This is a genomic window from Bacillus piscicola, assembly GCF_022458745.1.
GTDB lineage: Bacteria > Bacillota > Bacilli > Bacillales > Marinococcaceae > Alteribacillus_A > Alteribacillus_A piscicola.
Genome location: NZ_JAJJJF010000003.1, coordinates 141,727 through 159,359 on the forward strand (window position 1 = coordinate 141,727; position 17,633 = coordinate 159,359).

16 protein-coding genes are annotated in these 17,633 nt (G+C 42.5%); 10 read left to right on the forward strand and 6 right to left on the reverse strand.

Going from position 1 to position 17,633, the window contains the following annotated elements:
• Window positions 1–76: 76 nt before the first annotated feature.
• Window positions 77–724, reverse strand: coding sequence for a FusB/FusC family EF-G-binding protein (locus LOR49_RS08205; protein WP_240375941.1), 648 nt, complete (start codon window positions 722–724; stop codon window positions 77–79).
• Window positions 725–969: 245 nt separating this feature from the next.
• Here LOR49_RS08205 and desB point away from each other — a divergent pair, with 245 nt between their 5' ends.
• Window positions 970–2,076: a Delta(10) desaturase DesB gene (desB, locus tag LOR49_RS08210; protein ID WP_240375943.1), complete on the forward strand. Its 1,107-nt coding sequence runs from the start codon at window positions 970–972 to the stop codon at window positions 2,074–2,076.
• 45 nt (window positions 2,077–2,121) lie between these two features.
• Here desB and LOR49_RS08215 read toward each other — a convergent pair whose 3' ends face one another.
• Complete coding sequence (locus LOR49_RS08215; RefSeq protein ID WP_275899583.1) at window positions 2,122–3,531, reverse strand: NAD-dependent succinate-semialdehyde dehydrogenase; 1,410 nt, start codon at window positions 3,529–3,531, stop codon at window positions 2,122–2,124.
• A gap of 240 nt (window positions 3,532–3,771) precedes the next feature.
• Between LOR49_RS08215 and LOR49_RS08220 the strand changes: the two genes are divergently transcribed.
• The 9 genes from LOR49_RS08220 to LOR49_RS08260 all read left to right on the forward strand — a co-directional run bounded on the left by LOR49_RS08220 (window position 3,772) and on the right by LOR49_RS08260 (window position 12,931).
• Complete coding sequence (locus LOR49_RS08220) at window positions 3,772–5,139, forward strand: sigma-54 interaction domain-containing protein (RefSeq protein ID WP_240375945.1); 1,368 nt, start codon at window positions 3,772–3,774, stop codon at window positions 5,137–5,139.
• Between the two features lie 163 nt (window positions 5,140–5,302).
• Window positions 5,303–6,601 (forward strand): YjiH family protein, encoded by a 1,299-nt coding sequence (locus LOR49_RS08225; protein WP_420830419.1) that lies wholly within the window; start codon window positions 5,303–5,305, stop codon window positions 6,599–6,601.
• Between the two features lie 86 nt (window positions 6,602–6,687).
• The gene (gene speB / locus LOR49_RS08230; protein WP_240375946.1) at window positions 6,688–7,644 is read left to right on the forward strand and encodes an agmatinase; all 957 of its coding nucleotides are present in this window, start codon (window positions 6,688–6,690) and stop codon (window positions 7,642–7,644) included.
• 195 nt (window positions 7,645–7,839) lie between these two features.
• Window positions 7,840–8,097, forward strand: coding sequence for a ferredoxin (locus LOR49_RS08235; RefSeq protein WP_240375947.1), 258 nt, complete (start codon window positions 7,840–7,842; stop codon window positions 8,095–8,097).
• A 36-nt stretch (window positions 8,098–8,133) separates the two neighbouring features.
• Window positions 8,134–9,156, forward strand: coding sequence for an NAD(P)/FAD-dependent oxidoreductase (locus LOR49_RS08240; protein ID WP_240375948.1), 1,023 nt, complete (start codon window positions 8,134–8,136; stop codon window positions 9,154–9,156).
• A gap of 49 nt (window positions 9,157–9,205) precedes the next feature.
• Window positions 9,206–10,201, forward strand: coding sequence for a 3,4-dihydroxy-2-butanone-4-phosphate synthase (locus LOR49_RS08245; protein ID WP_240375949.1), 996 nt, complete (start codon window positions 9,206–9,208; stop codon window positions 10,199–10,201).
• 50 nt (window positions 10,202–10,251) lie between these two features.
• Window positions 10,252–11,037: a dioxygenase family protein gene (locus LOR49_RS08250; RefSeq protein WP_240375950.1), complete on the forward strand. Its 786-nt coding sequence runs from the start codon at window positions 10,252–10,254 to the stop codon at window positions 11,035–11,037.
• 71 nt (window positions 11,038–11,108) lie between these two features.
• On the forward strand, window positions 11,109–11,615 hold the full coding sequence (locus LOR49_RS08255) for a TRAP transporter small permease (protein WP_240375952.1): 507 nt from the start codon (window positions 11,109–11,111) through the stop codon (window positions 11,613–11,615).
• Complete coding sequence (locus LOR49_RS08260) at window positions 11,615–12,931, forward strand: TRAP transporter large permease (protein ID WP_240375953.1); 1,317 nt, start codon at window positions 11,615–11,617, stop codon at window positions 12,929–12,931. Before LOR49_RS08255 ends, LOR49_RS08260 begins: the two co-directional genes overlap by 1 nt.
• Before the next feature lie 62 nt (window positions 12,932–12,993).
• On the opposite strand, the gene LOR49_RS08265 is transcribed toward LOR49_RS08260, so the two are convergent.
• From LOR49_RS08265 to LOR49_RS08280, 4 genes are all read right to left on the reverse strand, one after another.
• Window positions 12,994–14,364, reverse strand: a complete 1,371-nt coding sequence (locus LOR49_RS08265) for a hypothetical protein (protein ID WP_240375954.1) — start codon at window positions 14,362–14,364, stop codon at window positions 12,994–12,996.
• Window positions 14,365–14,460: 96 nt separating this feature from the next.
• On the reverse strand, window positions 14,461–15,540 hold the full coding sequence (gene dctP / locus LOR49_RS08270) for a TRAP transporter substrate-binding protein DctP (RefSeq protein WP_240375955.1): 1,080 nt from the start codon (window positions 15,538–15,540) through the stop codon (window positions 14,461–14,463).
• Entirely contained in the window at window positions 15,512–16,525 is a 1,014-nt protein-coding gene (locus LOR49_RS08275; protein WP_240375956.1) for a 3-hydroxybutyryl-CoA dehydrogenase, read from the reverse strand. The genes dctP and LOR49_RS08275 overlap by 29 nt, the downstream gene beginning before the upstream one ends.
• Window positions 16,512–17,612 (reverse strand): NAD/NADP octopine/nopaline dehydrogenase family protein, encoded by a 1,101-nt coding sequence (locus tag LOR49_RS08280; protein ID WP_240375957.1) that lies wholly within the window; start codon window positions 17,610–17,612, stop codon window positions 16,512–16,514. The genes LOR49_RS08275 and LOR49_RS08280 overlap by 14 nt, the downstream gene beginning before the upstream one ends.
• Window positions 17,613–17,633: the final 21 nt, after the last annotated feature.

Genomic DNA, 17,633 nt, shown 5'->3' on the forward strand with positions numbered 1-17,633 from the left:
AACCAGGCAGGGAATCGATCCTTGATTCTCTGCCTGATAAAAAAAATATGAATCCCAATGACCGTCTCTCTCTTTTTCATTGCACTCTGCGGATAAACGTCTCTAAAGCATGCACATCAGTAATGTTCTGGTTACAAACCTCACTGTCTACGCAAATATATTGACCGATCGAACGGTAGTAATCTGGATTGCTGTCAGAAACGTCGTTTGTCTGAAAGGTGACCAAGGATACGGGGGCAAGTTCTTGGCAAAAACAACAATAATCGCGCTGGGCTCGCTTGGAGTAATGACCGCTAACACCGACGAGCTCATCGCCAAAAGCATAAACAATGTATTTTTTTTGCTTTCCAGGGTCATTCCAACCTAAATACGAACGCCGTTCTAGTTCGGACAATGAAAATTCAGGAATGCGCAATCTCCTCTCATGAGAAAACAATTCCTTGAGACGTTCCCTTGTCACAGGCGGGAAGGATTTGATGTAAGAATAAACAGAACCAATAAATGCTTCTATCTCAATACTTGTCTTTACGTCACTTACCGCCTGAATGATAGACTTCTCTTTCCGTGTCAGTGGTGGAAAAGCTTGTAATATTCGGTCTGCGGATTTCCCTTTTACAGCTTGGACGACATTAGAGTCCTGAATATCTTGAAAACAATGCTGAATGTTGCGTCCCTCTTTTTTGATAACGTTGAGCTGATGGTTGCGGATGAACGGTCTTGTCACCTGCACTCCTCCTTCGTTATACATTCTCCTTAAATCATAACACCTTATTACCTTCAAAAATATGAAAATAACATATGCATGGAATATCTACTGTATTCTTAATCCTTTCGTACCTGTTTTATGCCAAAACAACGGTTATGAGTGATAACAACTTCGCACTTGACAAACTTCCGTTGACTACTCACACTAAAAATGGTAAAATTAATTTTTAAAAAGGTTTTTTAGTTAAAGAAGGGAGCGCATCTGTGAGAGAACTTGATAAGTTTGTAGTATATACGGCGCGTTTAAAAAAAGAATTACCGAAAGAAGCATTCAAACCAGCTCCAGGTCGTTTGTTCGGAGGTCTGGCGTATGTCTGTGTCGTAATCACGTGCTTCTTAACGATCGGGCTATTTAATTTTCATCCTTTGCTAAACTTTGTTTTCTCGATTATTATTGGCGCAAGTTTTGCAGCGCTTGGTTTTCTCGGTCATGAAATTCTTCATGGTACCGTTATCCGCAGAGCTTGGCTCCGAGATTTACTTGGCGCGATTGCTTTTTGGCCGTTGAGCACAGGGCCGAAACTTTGGAGGAAATGGCACAATCTAACACACCATGTCCATACGCAGCACCAAGATAACGATCCGGACGCCTGGCCGACGCTTGAAAAAATTTCTAAAATGAAATTTATCCGCTGGGTTTACCGTCTTCCTTTGCCTGTTCGTTCATTATTTTCCTTTGCCTCTTTAACGATTCAGTTTACTGCTCATTCATTGAAAATGTTTCTTGTTTATATAAAAGAATTCAATCCAAAAAAACAGCCAAGTGTGTGGGCACAGGCCGTTTTGCCGTGGATGAGTTGGTTTGGCCTGCTATATGTAATGGGTTTTGAGAAATGGCTTTTTGCTTTTTTATTGCCGCTTCTTATTGCAAACTTTATTGTGATGGCTTATATATCCACGAATCATCGTTTGAATCCCTTAGTACCAATTAATGATCCGCTAGCCAATAGTCTTACCGTTACGGTTCCAAAATGGGTAGATGTTCTTCATTTTAACTTTTCCTATCATACCGAGCATCATTTGTTTCCAGGGATGAGTTCAAAGTATTACCCACTTGTGAAAGAGCATATTAAGAGAATATGGCCAAACAGGTATCATGAAATGCCGTTGAGCCGCGCCCTGAAGGCGCTTTGGTTGACACCGAGGACCTATTTCGAATCCGCTCATTTTGTTGATCCCCATAGCAACAAATCGTACGGATCATTAGGTAATGGCTTAGATCCAAAAAACATTAAACCACTATGGGGCGATAAGAACGACACATACGATACGAATACGATACGAAAGACCCCTCCTGACAGACTTTTTTAATAAAGAGCCCCTGCTTCTTGATTTCTCAAGGCAGGAGCTCCTTTTTTATATTCGTATAGATGTATATTTAATCTCGAGAAATTCTTCCAGCCCGTAGTAGCCGCCTTCTCGCCCCAGACCGCTTTCTTTAAAGCCTCCAAACGGAGCTTGTGGCGTTGATGGGAGTCCGTCATTAATCCCAACGATTCCATATTCCAGCGCATCATTAATACGGATTGCTCTCCCCAAGTCTTTTGTGAAAACATACGCGGCAAGACCGAAGTCTGAGTCATTCGCCTGTTCAATCGCTTCTTCTTCTGTTTGAAAAGTAGCTATCGGCGCGACCGGGCCAAACGTTTCTTCTCTCATACAGAGCATGTCCGGGGTCGCTCCTGCAATGACAGTCGGCGTGTAAAAGGTCGTCTTCCCTTCCACTCGCTTTCCGCCACTTAACACAGACGCTCCTTTTGCCTTGGCATCTTCCACTTGTTTCTCTACTTTTTCCAACGCTTTATCATCAATAAGAGGTCCGACCGTAACATCTTCTGAAAAGCCGTCTCCCACTTTTAATTCCCCAACTGCGGCGGCATATTTTTCCGCAAACTCCTCTGCAATTCCCTCTTGAACGTAGAAGCGGTTTGAACAGACACACGTTTGCCCAGCGTTACGGAATTTAGAATGTACCGCGGCTTCTACAGAAAGGTCAATGTCAGCATCATCCATCACAATAAACGGCGCGTGACCCCCAAGTTCAAGTGCCACTTTTTTCATGGTTTGGGCAGAGCCCTCCATTAAATACTTACCTACTGGAGTTGACCCCGTAAAGGTCAGTTTGCGAACCCGTTTGTCATCCAGCCATACTTGTCCAATGGCTTTTGGATCCCCAACTACGATATTAATCACTCCTGCCGGGATACCAGCCTGATCAGCAAGTTCCACCAAATACAAGGCAGTCAGCGGCGTCTGTTCTGCCGGTTTAACAACAGTTGTACATCCTGCCGCAAGTGCCGGTCCTACCTTTCGTGTAATCATTGCCGCCGGGAAATTCCACGGAGTGATCGCTGCTACAACGCCAATCGGCTGCTTCTGAACGATGATTCGTTTATCTGGATGCGATGCTGGAATCGTATCTCCGTACACACGCTTCGCTTCCTCTGCATACCATTGAATAAACCCATTCGCGTATCCAACTTCACCTAGCGCTTCTTTATAAGGCTTTCCCTGTTCTTTTGTCATTACAGAAGCAATCTCTTCCTGATTGTCGCGGATTAATTCGTACCAGCGATACAGGAGGGAAGATCGTTCTTCTGCGGTCTTTTTCGACCAGCTTTTAAACGCTTCTGCCGCTGCCTCGACTGCAATCGAAGCCTCTCTACTTCCCGCAAACGGCACTTCTTCCACCACTTCACCGGTGGATGGATTTGTCACCGCCATTTTCTCCAGCGTCTCACCCGTCCATTCTCCGTTGACATACAGTAAATTCTTCATCCCTACCATCCTCTCTCTATATCGGAACGCATTCTTGTACTACGGAATATCTTTCATTTTACCATTGTACTTTTGAAATGGCACCTTTTCAAAACTGGATTCTTTATTCATTTTTAAATAATATTTTATTCAAAACAGAATAAATGATAAAGTATAGTGGTACCTTGTTATTAAGGCCTTACCCATTTCATTTATTCACTTTTGAATTTCGATCAAGGAGAGCATACCATGAGCATCTATACACGTGATGAAAGCGAGAGAATTTTGGAATCTTTACAAGATGACCTACTTGTTTCTGATAGGAACGGCATCATTACCAGAGTGACAGATGCCATGAAAAAAACGTATGGCGTGGAAAGAAGTGAGCTTGTCGGAAAATCAGTCTACGATCTGCAAAAAGCGGGTGTTTTCACTCCTATTGTTACCCCTGAAGTTATTAAAAACAAAAAAAGAGTTACCCTGATACAAACAACAAAAAAAAATAAAAAACTACTCGTTACTGGTATTCCAATCTTTGATGATGAAGGGGAGCTTTGGCGGATCGCTACCTATTCCCATGACGTCACAGAACTTGTTAACCTGAGAGATTATATAACCGAAATGGAAGGTGAGATGGAGAAAGTACTCCATGAGCTGAATCATTTACGCAGCCACTATTTACAAAAGCACGGTTTTATTGCTCGTTCTACGGAGATGAAGCGGTGCCTGGATACGGCCAGGCAAGTTGCGGATGTAGACGTCAATGTCCTACTGCTCGGTGAATCAGGCGTAGGCAAAACTCAGATTGCCAAGATGATTCACCAAGAAAGCCCTCGTGCCAAAGGCCCTTTTATTGAAGTAAATTGTGGCGCTATCCCAGAGACATTATTTGAAGCAGAATTTTTTGGTTATACAGGCGGGGCTTTTACTGGTGCAAACAAAGGCGGAAAAGTCGGACTTGCCGAGCTTGCAGCAGGCGGCACTCTCTTTTTAGATGAAGTTGGCGAATTATCGTTAAATAATCAAGTCAAAGTCTTGAAATTCATTCAAGAAAAAGAATTTTTGCCAGTTGGGGGGAGAAAATCGAAAAAAGTGGACTTCCGTTTAATTACGGCAACCAATCAGCCACTAGCCCAGTTAGTAGAAGAGAAAAAGTTTCGTGAAGATCTATTTTTCCGTTTAAATGTCGTTCCTATCATCATACCGCCTCTTCGTGAACGTACGATGGATATTCTTCCACTGATTGAGTACTTTGTAAAAGAGTTTTCCTTAAAGTACAACCGAGACATTCAAATGGACCAATCAGCCCTAAAGTTTCTGAATGAACAAGAATGGCGCGGAAATGTCCGCGAACTAATGAACACTGTGGAAAGGATTATCGTGACAACCTCTTCCCGCCTCATAAAAAGAGAAGACATCTGGATGCCGGCTAATACGTCCCAACTATCAGCCCATCAGTCTTTTAAGCACTCACTCCCTGACGCCCTTGCAAGCGTAGAGGAAGCAATGCTAAGAGAGGCAGCATCCATATGCCGTACAACGACAAAAATGGCAGAATGGCTTGGTATCAGCCAACCGTCCGTCGTCCGCAAACTAAAGAAGTATAAAATTAAATAATTTGGCACGTTACTTGCAATAATATAAAGGTAAACATTGCAAAGGGTGATTTCACGTGAGTACACACCAAGAAAGTGGAGGAAAAGGAGCTGCTGCAAAGCAAAAGCCTGCATTCTGGACAACTCCCAACATCACGAAGTCTCTTGTCGTATCGGTTGTGAGTATGTTCTTATTCTTAGTTCCTGTTCCCTACCAAGGACAATGGACAATCGGTATCGGGATTGTCGCTGAATTCCTGCAGGCCGCTTTTGAGAATTATTTGCCGCAATTTATGACTGGAATTCTAATTTTGTCAGTCATTGGAACGATTGTAATGAAAATCGCCGCTAAAAGCGGGGCGGCTTGGACAAAGAGACCATCATTTATTACTGAACTTCTTGATGTTAACTGGTTTTGGGGGTTGCTTCGTATTTTAGGAGCGGCATTTGCGATCATGACACTGTACGAGCTGGGCCCAGAATTCATTTGGTCCCCCGCTACAGGTGGAACCGTTCTATTTGATCTCGTTCCTGTGTTAACAACATGGTTTTTGATTGCTGGCTTCTTGATGCCATTACTACTTGATTTTGGTTTAATGGAATTTATCGGGACAACAGTAAGAGGACTGATGCGACCACTCTTCAAACTTCCAGGCCGTTCTTCCATTGACGCGCTAGCATCTTGGATGGGTAGCGGAACAGTTGGCGTATTAATTACTGCCCAACAGTATGAAAGCGGTTATTATACGAAGCGTGAAGCTTCGGTTATCGCTACTAATTTTTCCGTTGCATCTATTGCTTTCAGCCTTTTAGTTATTAACTTTATCGGCATGGGACATATGTTCATACAGTTTTACCTAACTGTTATTGTTGCCGGCTTTGTAGCTGCTATTGTCTGTCCACGTATCCCGCCTCTTTCACGAAAAGAAGAGACGTACCATGAACCAGTTGGGAAACAAATTTCCGAGGAAGCGCCAACTGGAAAGTCTCGTCTACGCTGGGCTTCTGAATTAGCAGTTGAGAAAGCATCACACGTAAAAAGCGCTTGGCCGGTTGTGATCAACGGGACAAAAAACGTAATAGATATCTGGTTTGGGTTAATACCACTCGTAATGGGGCTTGGCACCATAGCACTCATTACGGCAGAATTTACCCCTATATTTGAAATCATTTCCTATCCGTTAGTTCCTTTACTGGAGTTGGCCCAAATCCCCGAAGCGGTTGAGGCAGCACCAGCCATGCTTGTTGGCTTTGCTGATATGTTTCTGCCGGCTGTTCTCGGAAGCGGTATTGAAAGCGAATTAACGCGTTTTATTATTGCTGTTTTATCCATGACACAGCTCATATATATGTCCGAAGTTGGTATTTTACTGTTACGTTCTCGGATTCCGCTAAGTTTTTTAGACATTGTTATTATTTTCCTTGAGCGTACAATCGTAACGTTGCCAATCATTATTTTGATGGCACATCTTTTCTTTTTTTAAAATGAAAAACGGCAACAATTTTGGCACAATAATTGCATTAATTTATAGATGTAGTTACACATCATCTTGCAAGGAGGACATCATCAATGAAATATAAACCAAAAGATTCTTCCCTTAGCCCCCGTTATACCGGTGTGCGCACATTTATGAGATTAGAACAAATTAAAACAACCGATGACGTTGATTTCGTTGTCGTCGGCAACCCTTATGACACTGCGGTATCCAACCGGATTGGCGCCCGCGGAGGCCCGCAGCATATCCGCAATTTTTCTATTTTGCTGCGTCCCTATAATCCTGTACAAGAAATTAATATCTTTGACTATTGCTCCGGAGTGGATTACGGAGATTTTGAGATCGTGCCGCAGAACATTCACCGCTCTTATGATATTGTTGGTGAGGAATTAGGGAAGATTTTAGAAAAAGATATCACCCCGGTTATCTTAGGCGGTGATCATTCTACCTCCTTAGGACATTTGCGGGCATTTGCAAAAAAATTCGGTCCTGTAGCTCTTGTTCACTTTGACTCTCACAGTGACACGTGGGACAATTATTTTGGAGAAAAATACATGCATGGAACCCCGTTCCGTCGAGCGGTGGAGGAAGGTTTGATCGACACCGACCATTCGATCCAAGTCGGTCTCCGTGGTCCATTGTATGGTCCAGAGGATATGTCCGATCCCGAAGAGCTTGGTTTTAAAACAATCCCTATGCATGAAGTGAAGAAATTAGGATACGAGGAAGTTCTTCGCCAGATTCACGAGCGCGCTGGTGATAAACCTGTTTTCGTGTCGTATGACATTGATTTTGTTGATCCAGCCTTCGCACCGGGTACAGGTACACCCGAAATTGGCGGACCTGACAGTCACGAAGCACTTGAATATGTACGCGGTCTCCATGGTCTCGACATTAAAGGCTTTGACCTTGTTGAAGTACTTCCGGAGTATGACCATGGCGAGATCACAGCTGCACTTGCCTCCGCTGTTGCTTTTGAAATGATCACACTTATTGCAATGAAAAAGAAAGAGCAACAAGAATTAAAATAAAGATGTTCACATCTCCCTTAACCAGTTCACTTTCAACTGGTTAAGGTTTTTTTATTACATTTTCTACTTCCAATAATTCGAACGATCCGTACAAAATATTTTAAATTTTCAATACGAATCGTATATTGTGAGTCGTTTTACAGTAAGTTAAGATAATTTTAAATTATAAGTTTTCAGTTAAGGAGAGGAATCATAATGAGTAAGTATACAATTGTTGACCAAGATACTTGTATTGCTTGCGGTGCTTGCGGGGAAACAGCCCCTGACATATATGAATACGACGAAGAAGGATTATCCTTCGTTATTCTTGATGACAATGAAGGTACGGTCGAAGTGCCAGAAGAACTTCTGGAAGATCTCGAGGATGCTTTTGAAGGATGCCCTACTGAATCCATTAAAGTAGCAGAAGAACCTTTTTACGGTAAACCTCTTAAGTTTGAAGACGCTGGGTAATACACAGAATTTATAAAGACACATCGGGGTGAGCGAATGAGTCAACAGCATAAGGTTTTTGACATTACGATTATCGGCGGCGGACCGGCAGGTCTTTTCACTGCTTTTTATGCGGGGATGCGCCAGCTTTCTGTCAATATCGTGGAAAGCCTTCCACATCTAGGCGGACAGCTTACCGCCCTCTACCCTGAGAAATATATTTATGACGTTGCAGGGTTCCCAAAAGTAGGAGCACAAGAGCTGGTTGATAACTTGACGAACCAAATGAACCAATTTGAACCGAACGTTACGTTAAATGAAGAAGTACAGGATATACAGAAAGATGCAGATGGCATTTTTCATCTCACAACGAATGAAAACGTTCACTATTCCAAAACAATTATTATTACAGCCGGAAACGGTGCTTTCCAGCCAAGAAAATTAAAACTCGATGCCGCAGAACGCTATGAAAATAAAAACTTGCATTACTTCATTGACAATTTAAACAAATTTAAAGATAAGCGAGTCCAAGTGTTCGGAGGAGGCGATTCGGCTGTAGATTGGGCACTCATGCTTGAACCTATTGCGAAAGAAGTTTTTTTAGCCCACCGAAGGGATAAGTTCCGAGCCCACGAACATAGTGTCGAGAGGCTTAAAAAGTCAAATGTTCAAATTTTGACACCGTTTGTTCCTACTGAATTTGTTGGTGAAGACCTCATTGAACAGGTCGTTTTAGAAGAAGTAAAAGGAACGAAGAAAAAAGTGATCGATGTCGATGAAGTTGTTTGTAACTATGGGTTTGTCTCGACATTAGGTCCTATTAAAAACTGGGGACTGAATATTGAGAAAAACAGTATTGTCGTAAACTCAAAGATGGAGACAAACATGGAAGGCATTTATGCGGTTGGTGATATTTGTACGTATGAAGGTAAAGTAAAACTAATCGCAACTGGTTTTGGAGAAGCTCCAATAGCCGTCAGCAATGCGAAAGTTTACATTGATCCAAAAGCCAAAATGCAGCCTGCTCACAGTACCAGTGTAATGGGACAAGAGGGTAATAAAACGAAAGCAATGACGTGAGTCTGCTGCACCTCTAACCATCACATATAGGCTGCCAGGAGGGTTTTGAATGAAGCCTAGGAAAAATCAAGCCAAAAAGCATTACGAAAATAACCTAACGATCCTTTTCGATGACGTGCACACAGGAACTAGTTATCTTACAGGCGTAGGTGAACGTGCAGATGGTCGTGATATCAATTTTATGATCAACTACGGAAAAGGTCTTGTTTACGCTTGTATCACTAAAAATACAGCCAATAGACTAAATTTGTCACGAATGGATAGAGATATCTCTCATAAAAACACGTTGAATACATCAACGGTTTCAATCGATTATAAAACAACAACTACTGGAATCTCCGCGTTTGAGCGGGCGGACACAATAAAAAACATCCACACCTCCCGTAATCCGGGGGATTTCAAACGACCTGGTCATATTTTCCCCTTGATTGGACAGGTGGAGGACTTGTTAACAAAGCCAGATATTGTAGCAGCGGCACTCGAACTAGCAAGCAATTTTATAGATCCTATACATGAACCCACTTCATTTATCTCCGAAATATTGGACCACAACGGGGAAGTTTCATCGATTCACGACGTGAAGAAGTTTGCTGTTCGACACTCTTTAGAGATCATTAAAGTCAGTGACGTCGTCCATAACTACCTTCAAAAAAAAGAATGGTTGGAAGTTATTGAAGTAACTGACATGCGGTTATTTAACCATACGCTCAAAGTGTTGAAAGTTCATAATCATCTTTATCCTTCATCCTTTACCGTGTATTTGCATACGAACACAAATGATTACTCCAAGCGCACCGCCTTTCATACTGAATGTATATCAGGAGATGTGTTAGGAGTTAATCACGAGTGCGATTGCCACAAACATTTAAAAGAGTATATGTATGACCTTATAAATGGACAAATCACTGGTGTGGTGTATAGGCAGAAGTACAATGAATCTTCTATTCCCTTACATTACGAAAACACCATTGAACAGCAACTGATAGACCTAGTCACTAACAAAATGAAAGCGCGACCAATAACCAAAGATTCAATGACTGTGTGATATTAATATTATATTAATATAAATTTATCAATCTTGAGGAGGAATTTGTAATGGCACAAAAACAAGCAGCTAAAAAGAATGAGCGTGTCGAAGAGGTCTTTCATCTATTTGTCAAGCATATTCAGGAGTTTTTAAAAGAGGCCAAGCTAAATCACGAGGAATATACTAACTTTGTTGATTGGGCAGATCGCTTAGGACGCGCCGGTGAACTCCCGTTGTATGCCGATGTTTTCCTTGAAAGCCACGTCCTTAAAGCCATGTACTCCAAATTGCCGGGTACACAACCTTCTCTCTTAGGGCCATACTTTATTGACGGATCACCGTTGATTGAAAAAGAACCAGGAAAGCCGCTTGAACTTACACAACGTCCGGACGAGCCAGGAGAACTGTTTTACTTTAAAGGAAATGTGAGTTCTGTGGATGGCCAGCCGCTCGCAAATGCCCGCGTGGAGATGTGGCAGAACGATGCGAGCGGAAAATATTCCGCTTTCGATTCTGATGCACCGAGATACAACTTGCGCGGCCATTTCTACACGGATGAGAACGGTGACTTTGAAGTCAAAACGATTGTACCGCTTCCGTATTCGATTCCAGACCAGGGTCCGACTGGCGAATTTCTGGAATATATGGATCAGCATCCGATGCGTCCAGCCCACTTACACCTCATGTTTGAAGCAGACGGCCATGAGACGCTAATTACTCAAGTGTTCTTTGAAGGCGATGAATGGCTCGAAACGGATGTTGCCGACGGCGTCCGTGACGACCTTATGACTCAATTCGAAGACAAAGGTACGCATAAAGAAGCCTCCCTTAACTTTGTCATGAGAAAACAATAAGGATCCGTATCTAAGACCGGTAAAGGGGCATGCCACATGTCCCTTTACCGGTCTTATAAAGGAGGAATGACATGGCACACAAACTGACAACACTCTATCATACCTTGTTAGACATCATGTCCTATCTTGGAAGAGCCCTTCTCGTAGCAATCGCACTCTTAATCGCTCTTGATGTGCTTTTTTCTAATCTTCTTAACCAATCCATTCCCTGGGTTCTTGAGGTTACGGAATATTCACTCGTATTCCTTACCTTTCTTGGAGCGGCTTGGTTACTGCGTGATGATGGCCATATCAAGTTTGATCTTGTGCTTCAATACTTACCCGGACGGGCTCAATATCTATTCCGTATCATTAGCTCCCTCATTGGCTTCTTTGTCTCTCTTGTCATTACTTTTTTTGGCAGCGTTATAACAATTGAGATGTACCATAAGGCTGCCTATACCGATGCGATTCTTCAGGTTCCACGGTTTATATTGCTTTTTATTATACCCATTGGATTCCTGTTTATAACGATAGAATTTTTAAGAAACATGGTGACGCTTCTTACTGAAAAAAAGGGTACAAGGGGGGGCACGTAATGGAGTGGTGGCTCACTATCCTACTAGTCTTCGGGGGCTTATTTGTCTTGTTTGCTATCGGCCTTCCGATCGCCTTTTCATTCTTAACGATAAACTTAATCGGAGCCGTCCTTCTCTGGAACGGGGCTGCTGGAGCCAACCAATTAATCTTAAATATATTCGACTCGGTCTCCAAGTTTTCCCTGCTCCCCATCCCGATGTTCATTTTAATGGGAGAAATCATGTTTCGTACCGGTCTTGGTATTAAAGTGTTTGAAACGATCGGCAAGTGGTTTGGTCGATTGCCGGGCAGACTAAGTATTGTCGCTGTCGGCAGCGGTGCTTTCTTTTCAGTCTTAAGCGGATCCAGTGTAGCCAGCACAGCTTTATTAGGCTCCTTATTAGTGCCAGACATGCAGAAAAAGGGATACAGCTATACGATGTCTGTCGGGCCCATACTCGGCAGTGCCGGGCTTGCTACGATGATACCGCCGACTGCATTAGGAATCCTGCTCGCTTCTCTTGCCTCTATTCCGGTAGGACACTTCTTAGTGGCAATCGTACTTCCGGGAATTTTATTAGCCGTTTTTTTTCTCTTATATATTATTATCCGCAGCTTTCTGCAACCGCACCTTGCTCCTACGTATGAAGTAGATAAAGTTTCACTGTCTGAGAAATTAATGGATACAATTAAATACATACTTCCTCTTGGTATTATTGTTTTTCTTCTATTAGGAGTCATCATTTTAGGATTTGGAACGCCTACACAAAGTGCTGCGTTAGGAGCAATCGGCACGGTTATCCTCTCTTATTTTTACGGAGGGCTCACGTGGAAGAGTATCTGGGATTCTTTAACAGGCACGTTCAAGTCCAGTGTTATGATTTACATGATTATTATCGGTTCCACGACGTTCGGCCAAATATTAAGCTACACGGGAGTCACACAAGGCCTTGTGCAAGTCGTCAGTGAGTTGAATTTCACTCCGGTCGTTATCTTAATCTTATTGCAGGTCGCGTTATTAGTGTTAGGATGCTTTATGGAACCCCTTTCTATTATGATGATGACGCTTCCTGTTCTAATGCCGATTTCTAGCGCGATGGGATTTGATCCACTATGGTTCGGAGTCATCATCTTACTCAACATGCAAATCGCTACTATCACCCCACCTTTTGGGATGGACCTATTCGCAATGAAATCTGTTGTTCCTGACAACTCACTCCGTATGACGGATATTTATAAAGCAGTGGTCCCCTTTTTAGCATTAAATTTATTACTTATGCTTATCCTCATATTTTTCCCCTCGATTTCGCTTTGGCTTCCTAGTTTGATGCGATAAATACCCACTTGAAAGAGGGAGTGCCCTAGAGCACCCCCTCTTCCTGCATCCGCAGTTTCCTCTTATAATAACCATACTCCTAATAGTAATCCCACTGAAGCATAGAAAAGAGCAAAAGGAAGGTTTCGCAGCGTAATCCGATATGGGTTCTGATCAGTGTTCATCGCGGTCATGGTAATGGTCACACCGTAAGGACCTACCGTTGCTGTGGCTAATGCTCCTGTAATTAGAACAATCCCAATACTAATCGGATTAACTACTTGATATAACGGTTCTAAAACAGCAACTAAAACACCAATGGTCGCGATTGCATGTACTCCAATCAACCCCATTAACAGAAACATAAGCTGAATAAAAATAAATATAATAAGTGGGTATTCCATGTATGCGAGAAACGGCTTCTGCACGAGCTCATTAAAAGCAGTTTCATTTAAACTATTGGAAAAAAAGGCCAAAGACAAAAACAGAACGACAAAGTTCTGCATCCCATTCGTCTTTCTTTTCCACTCATTCCAACCAATCACCCAAAAACTCTTCCTTCTTCTCAATACCATTGCCCATATAATCGAAAAAGGTATAATTACAAACGTGACAGAAAGAATAAAGTCCAAGTGAAAGTAATTGCCAATTGTCACGACTATTATAAGGAAAAGAAAGAGAGCAACAAACAGCTTAACAATCTCCATAGCTATTTTCCGCATTCCAGCATGATGAGTGGCTGTTTTCTCTGCCGGTTCATAAGGAATGGACGTAAACTGCCGCTTCCCGAATAACCAATCAAGGGAGATAACCACCAAGGAGCAAAGCAACAGCCACGGTAAATAAGAAAAGAAAGGAACTCCCGTGGAATCCACAGTGATCGCTACAATGATTTCCATCGGGCTCCAAGCTTGCGCGCAAGCAAAAGCCCGTAAAGTGGTCCGGCTGATAAAAGCTTCTTTTATTTTTCTCGAAAGATTTTTCATGTTTTCATTTAGCACTTCTTGAGAAAGTGTAAGTGCTGATAAGTTCATAAACGTTGTAAAGATATAGGCGGTAAAAGAACTTCTTGGATAGAACTTTCCCAAGTCAGACACATCTTTATTTAATAAATCATTCAGTCTAAGGTGAAACCGCCCTGCATATACAACACTTGTCATCCACGGAAGCACGGTTAAAAATGACAGTAATGGCATAGTAGAAGTCATAAATAGCGGGATTTCTAATAATGACGTCCCTTCGTAAAAAAATAATAGCAGCCCTACCGAACTGAAGATAATTCCTAACACTTGGAACAACCTGCTCGCTCCAAAAAAAGATATGACGAGCATTGGGATCGCCGCTGCACCGACGGCGTATCCTAAAATGTCACTCTCAATGAAATAATTCACGATAAAAAGTAGAAGAATCGTAGAATATAGAAGGTACAGATGTTGTGCCGTCCAGCGCTTCATACCATAACCCCATTTGCCAAAGTTATTATTGACAGCATGATATAAATAACGATAAAAAAAGAAGAGCTGATCTATATCAATCAGCTCATCGCATGGCTACTCGGATTTCGTTGTTAATTCGCGAAGTTTTTCTGCAAGTTCTGGTACTTGCTCTTCTACGTAGTTCCATTCCGTATCATAAGCTGTCTGTAGAAATTTTTCTGCCTCTTCTTTAGGCAACTCAATTAACTCCACTCCGATTGCCTTTAACTCCTCAATCTCTTCTTGATCCATTTTCTCATAATAATCTACCATATGCCTCTCATATTCCCCAGTGGCGTTTATAATGGCTTCCTGATCCTTTTCCGAAATCTCACTCCATTTATCATCATTCATTAAAATCACACAGTTTTGTGTCCAGAATGGATGATCGAGCACATATTTCGTGGAATCAGTCCAGCCATCTTTACGTGGTCCGCTAAACCCTCCATAGACAAATCCTTCTACTACCCCAGTTTGTAAAGAAGTGTAAACTTCTGACGGGTCAATTAGTTTTGAATTAATCCCTAATTCCTCAAAGAAACGATTGTAGTTTGGTGCTGAGCGAACCGACATCCCCTCTAAGTCAGAAACTTGATCAATCGGTTCATTCAGCCACAACCGCGGGGAGCCAGTCAGCCAACGGCCTAAATACATGACCCCAAGTTCTTGATGTCGCTCCACCATAAAGTCATAAAATCCGCTTTCACGCTCCTCCCATGGTTCTAATTGAGATAGAGGGATACTTAACGATTCGGGAGCTAGGGATTGATACTGGCCAATATACGTAAAGTTAATATCGATGGCGCCCGACTGCATCGCTTCGAATTGCTCCCCTATTGGGATAACATCCGCTCCGCCCCGCCAATTTATTTGTACGCGCCCATCCGTTGCCTCCTCTACAGTCTCTACCCAATCATGTAATGTCTCTGTTAAGGGGTGGTCCTTAGCTAAAAAACTAACCGCATTAAATGTAACAGACTCTGTACTGCTTCCTTTTCCTCCCTCCGATGAGGCTTCTTCAGACTCCGAACAAGCCGATAAGAAAAACAAGATGGAACCTATCAAAAAAAGTAATTGAAAAGTATGGCTTATTCTCATACTGCTTTCTCTCCTTCTCGATGAATCTTTACGGCACCCGGCTTCCCGCTTTTTCATTATGATCCACTCCTAAAAAACCAAGATGCCTTAACAAATCTATAAACTTCTTGAGAGTTTCCGCCTGATAGGCATCGATATCTTGATCTGAAAACGAATAGAAGCCTTTCTTTGTTTTCATGCCGATTTCTCCGTCTGCCATTTTTTCTTCAATCACTTCAGGCGGGGCAAAACGATCATCCTGCAGTGTATCCCGTAAATAGTTACTCGCATGGAATAGTGTATCTGCCCCTCCCCAGTCAATAAACTCTAGTAGCCCGAGAACCGCAAATCTCAAACCGAAGCCAACTCGCGATGCCTTATCGATGTCCTCGACAGATGCTACATCCTCTTCCACTAGACGGGAAGCTTCGTTCATGGCGAGTGCTTGGATTCTCGGTACAATAAATCCAGGTGATGGCTGACACTTAATAGGAACTTTCCCAATCGTTTCAAGTAATTGAAACATTTTCTGTAATGACTTCTGATCCGTATCTTTCCCCGGGCTTACTTCAACCAAAGGAATTAAATAGGCAGGATTTAACCAATGCGTGTTCATGAATCTTTCTTTGTTACTAATAAAATCTGCTAATTCGTTAACTGAGAAGGATGACGTAGTAGAAGCAACTAATGCATCTTCGCTTAACTGCGGGCAGATACGAGTGAAAACAGATTCTTTTACGTCAATTATTTCAGGCACCGCTTCAAATAAAATGTCCACCTGTTCCCATGATTGTGGTTCGTACATTTCAATCGGGGCAAGTTCAATTCTGTTTAGTATAGCGGAAATGTCGTTTTTTTCTATTACAGACCCCGAGGCTAATATCTCCAAATGTTTCGTTATTTCAACAAAGGCACTCGTCTTTAGGCGTTGGTATTCTTTGCTGCTCCTCTCTTTAATATCAATCAGTCGTACAGGATACCCCTGATAAGCAAATGTAATTGCGATCCCTCTTCCCATACGGCCTGCCCCGGCTATTGCGATTAACTCTCTATTGGACTTCATACTGTGTGCTTCCTTTTGTTAATAAATCCTTCAACTGCTCTTTCGAGATATCATGTAGTTTCAGATTTTCCATGGTCCTGCCTGTTTTGCGAAAATCTTCACCCGTTATGCTGGAGGCAAGCGCTAATAAGCCAGCAGCTGTTGGTACTTCAATATTTAGCCACTCCCCTAGAGACACGAGAAAAGCAAGCCCGCAAGCAATGTCTTCTGTCATGTAACGATGGGTCTTTAAGTCAAGCGGTTCATACCAATCTTCTCCGTCAACAAGTTCTTCATGCGCCCCGTCCCCATACATCCATTCATCTCCCTCTTCGTTATAATGATCAGCAAGCGGAAAATGCGGACTGTTATATCCTAAAGCTTCACGAATTTTCATTCTTTCGTTATCAAGGGAAGTGTGTACACTTCGGACTGCCTGTTGTGTTCCTTCGTCATGGATATCCCACTTATCAAAATGCTGAATAGGACCTGCGTTCATGATGATAAGCGGTGGATGAATAATAGGTCCCGCGTTCATTAAGGCTCCATCGAGGGCATCTTGGATTGGTTCAATAGCAGGGAATGCTTCTTGTAAAATCTCGAAGGCGTACTCCGACCTCTCACTAGGAAAAACGCCTGTCGGCAGGCGCGTTGCCCGTCCTGATAACGAAATTGTCTGCTCATCATGCTTTCTTGCCAAATATGGCAGTGTGCCGGTTTCTGCAAAAATGACATTAGATTGACATCCTTCTTCTACAAGCGTTTGTGCCATGACATAGCTGCCAAACGTTCCAGGTGGCAGAAAGATCACCTGATCGTCTTCGAGGACTGATGCAAGTTGCTTGGCTAGTGATTGCTGGGCAAATGCCGGTAGCGGGATAACAATCAGCTTCGTACCTGTAACTGCTTCTTTTAAATTGGAGGTAGCTAAATGCAGGTGGATGTCTCTACGTCCCTTTGAATCACTAACTGAGATTGCCTGTTTTTCTAATACTGGTTTAAATGCTTTATCATTTCGGCGCCATAAGCGAACCTTGTGTCCCTTCTCTGATAAATCCGCCGCTGCAGCATACGAACCATTTCCTCCACCAAGTACGGTAATATCCATTTATACATTCCTCCTGTTTTT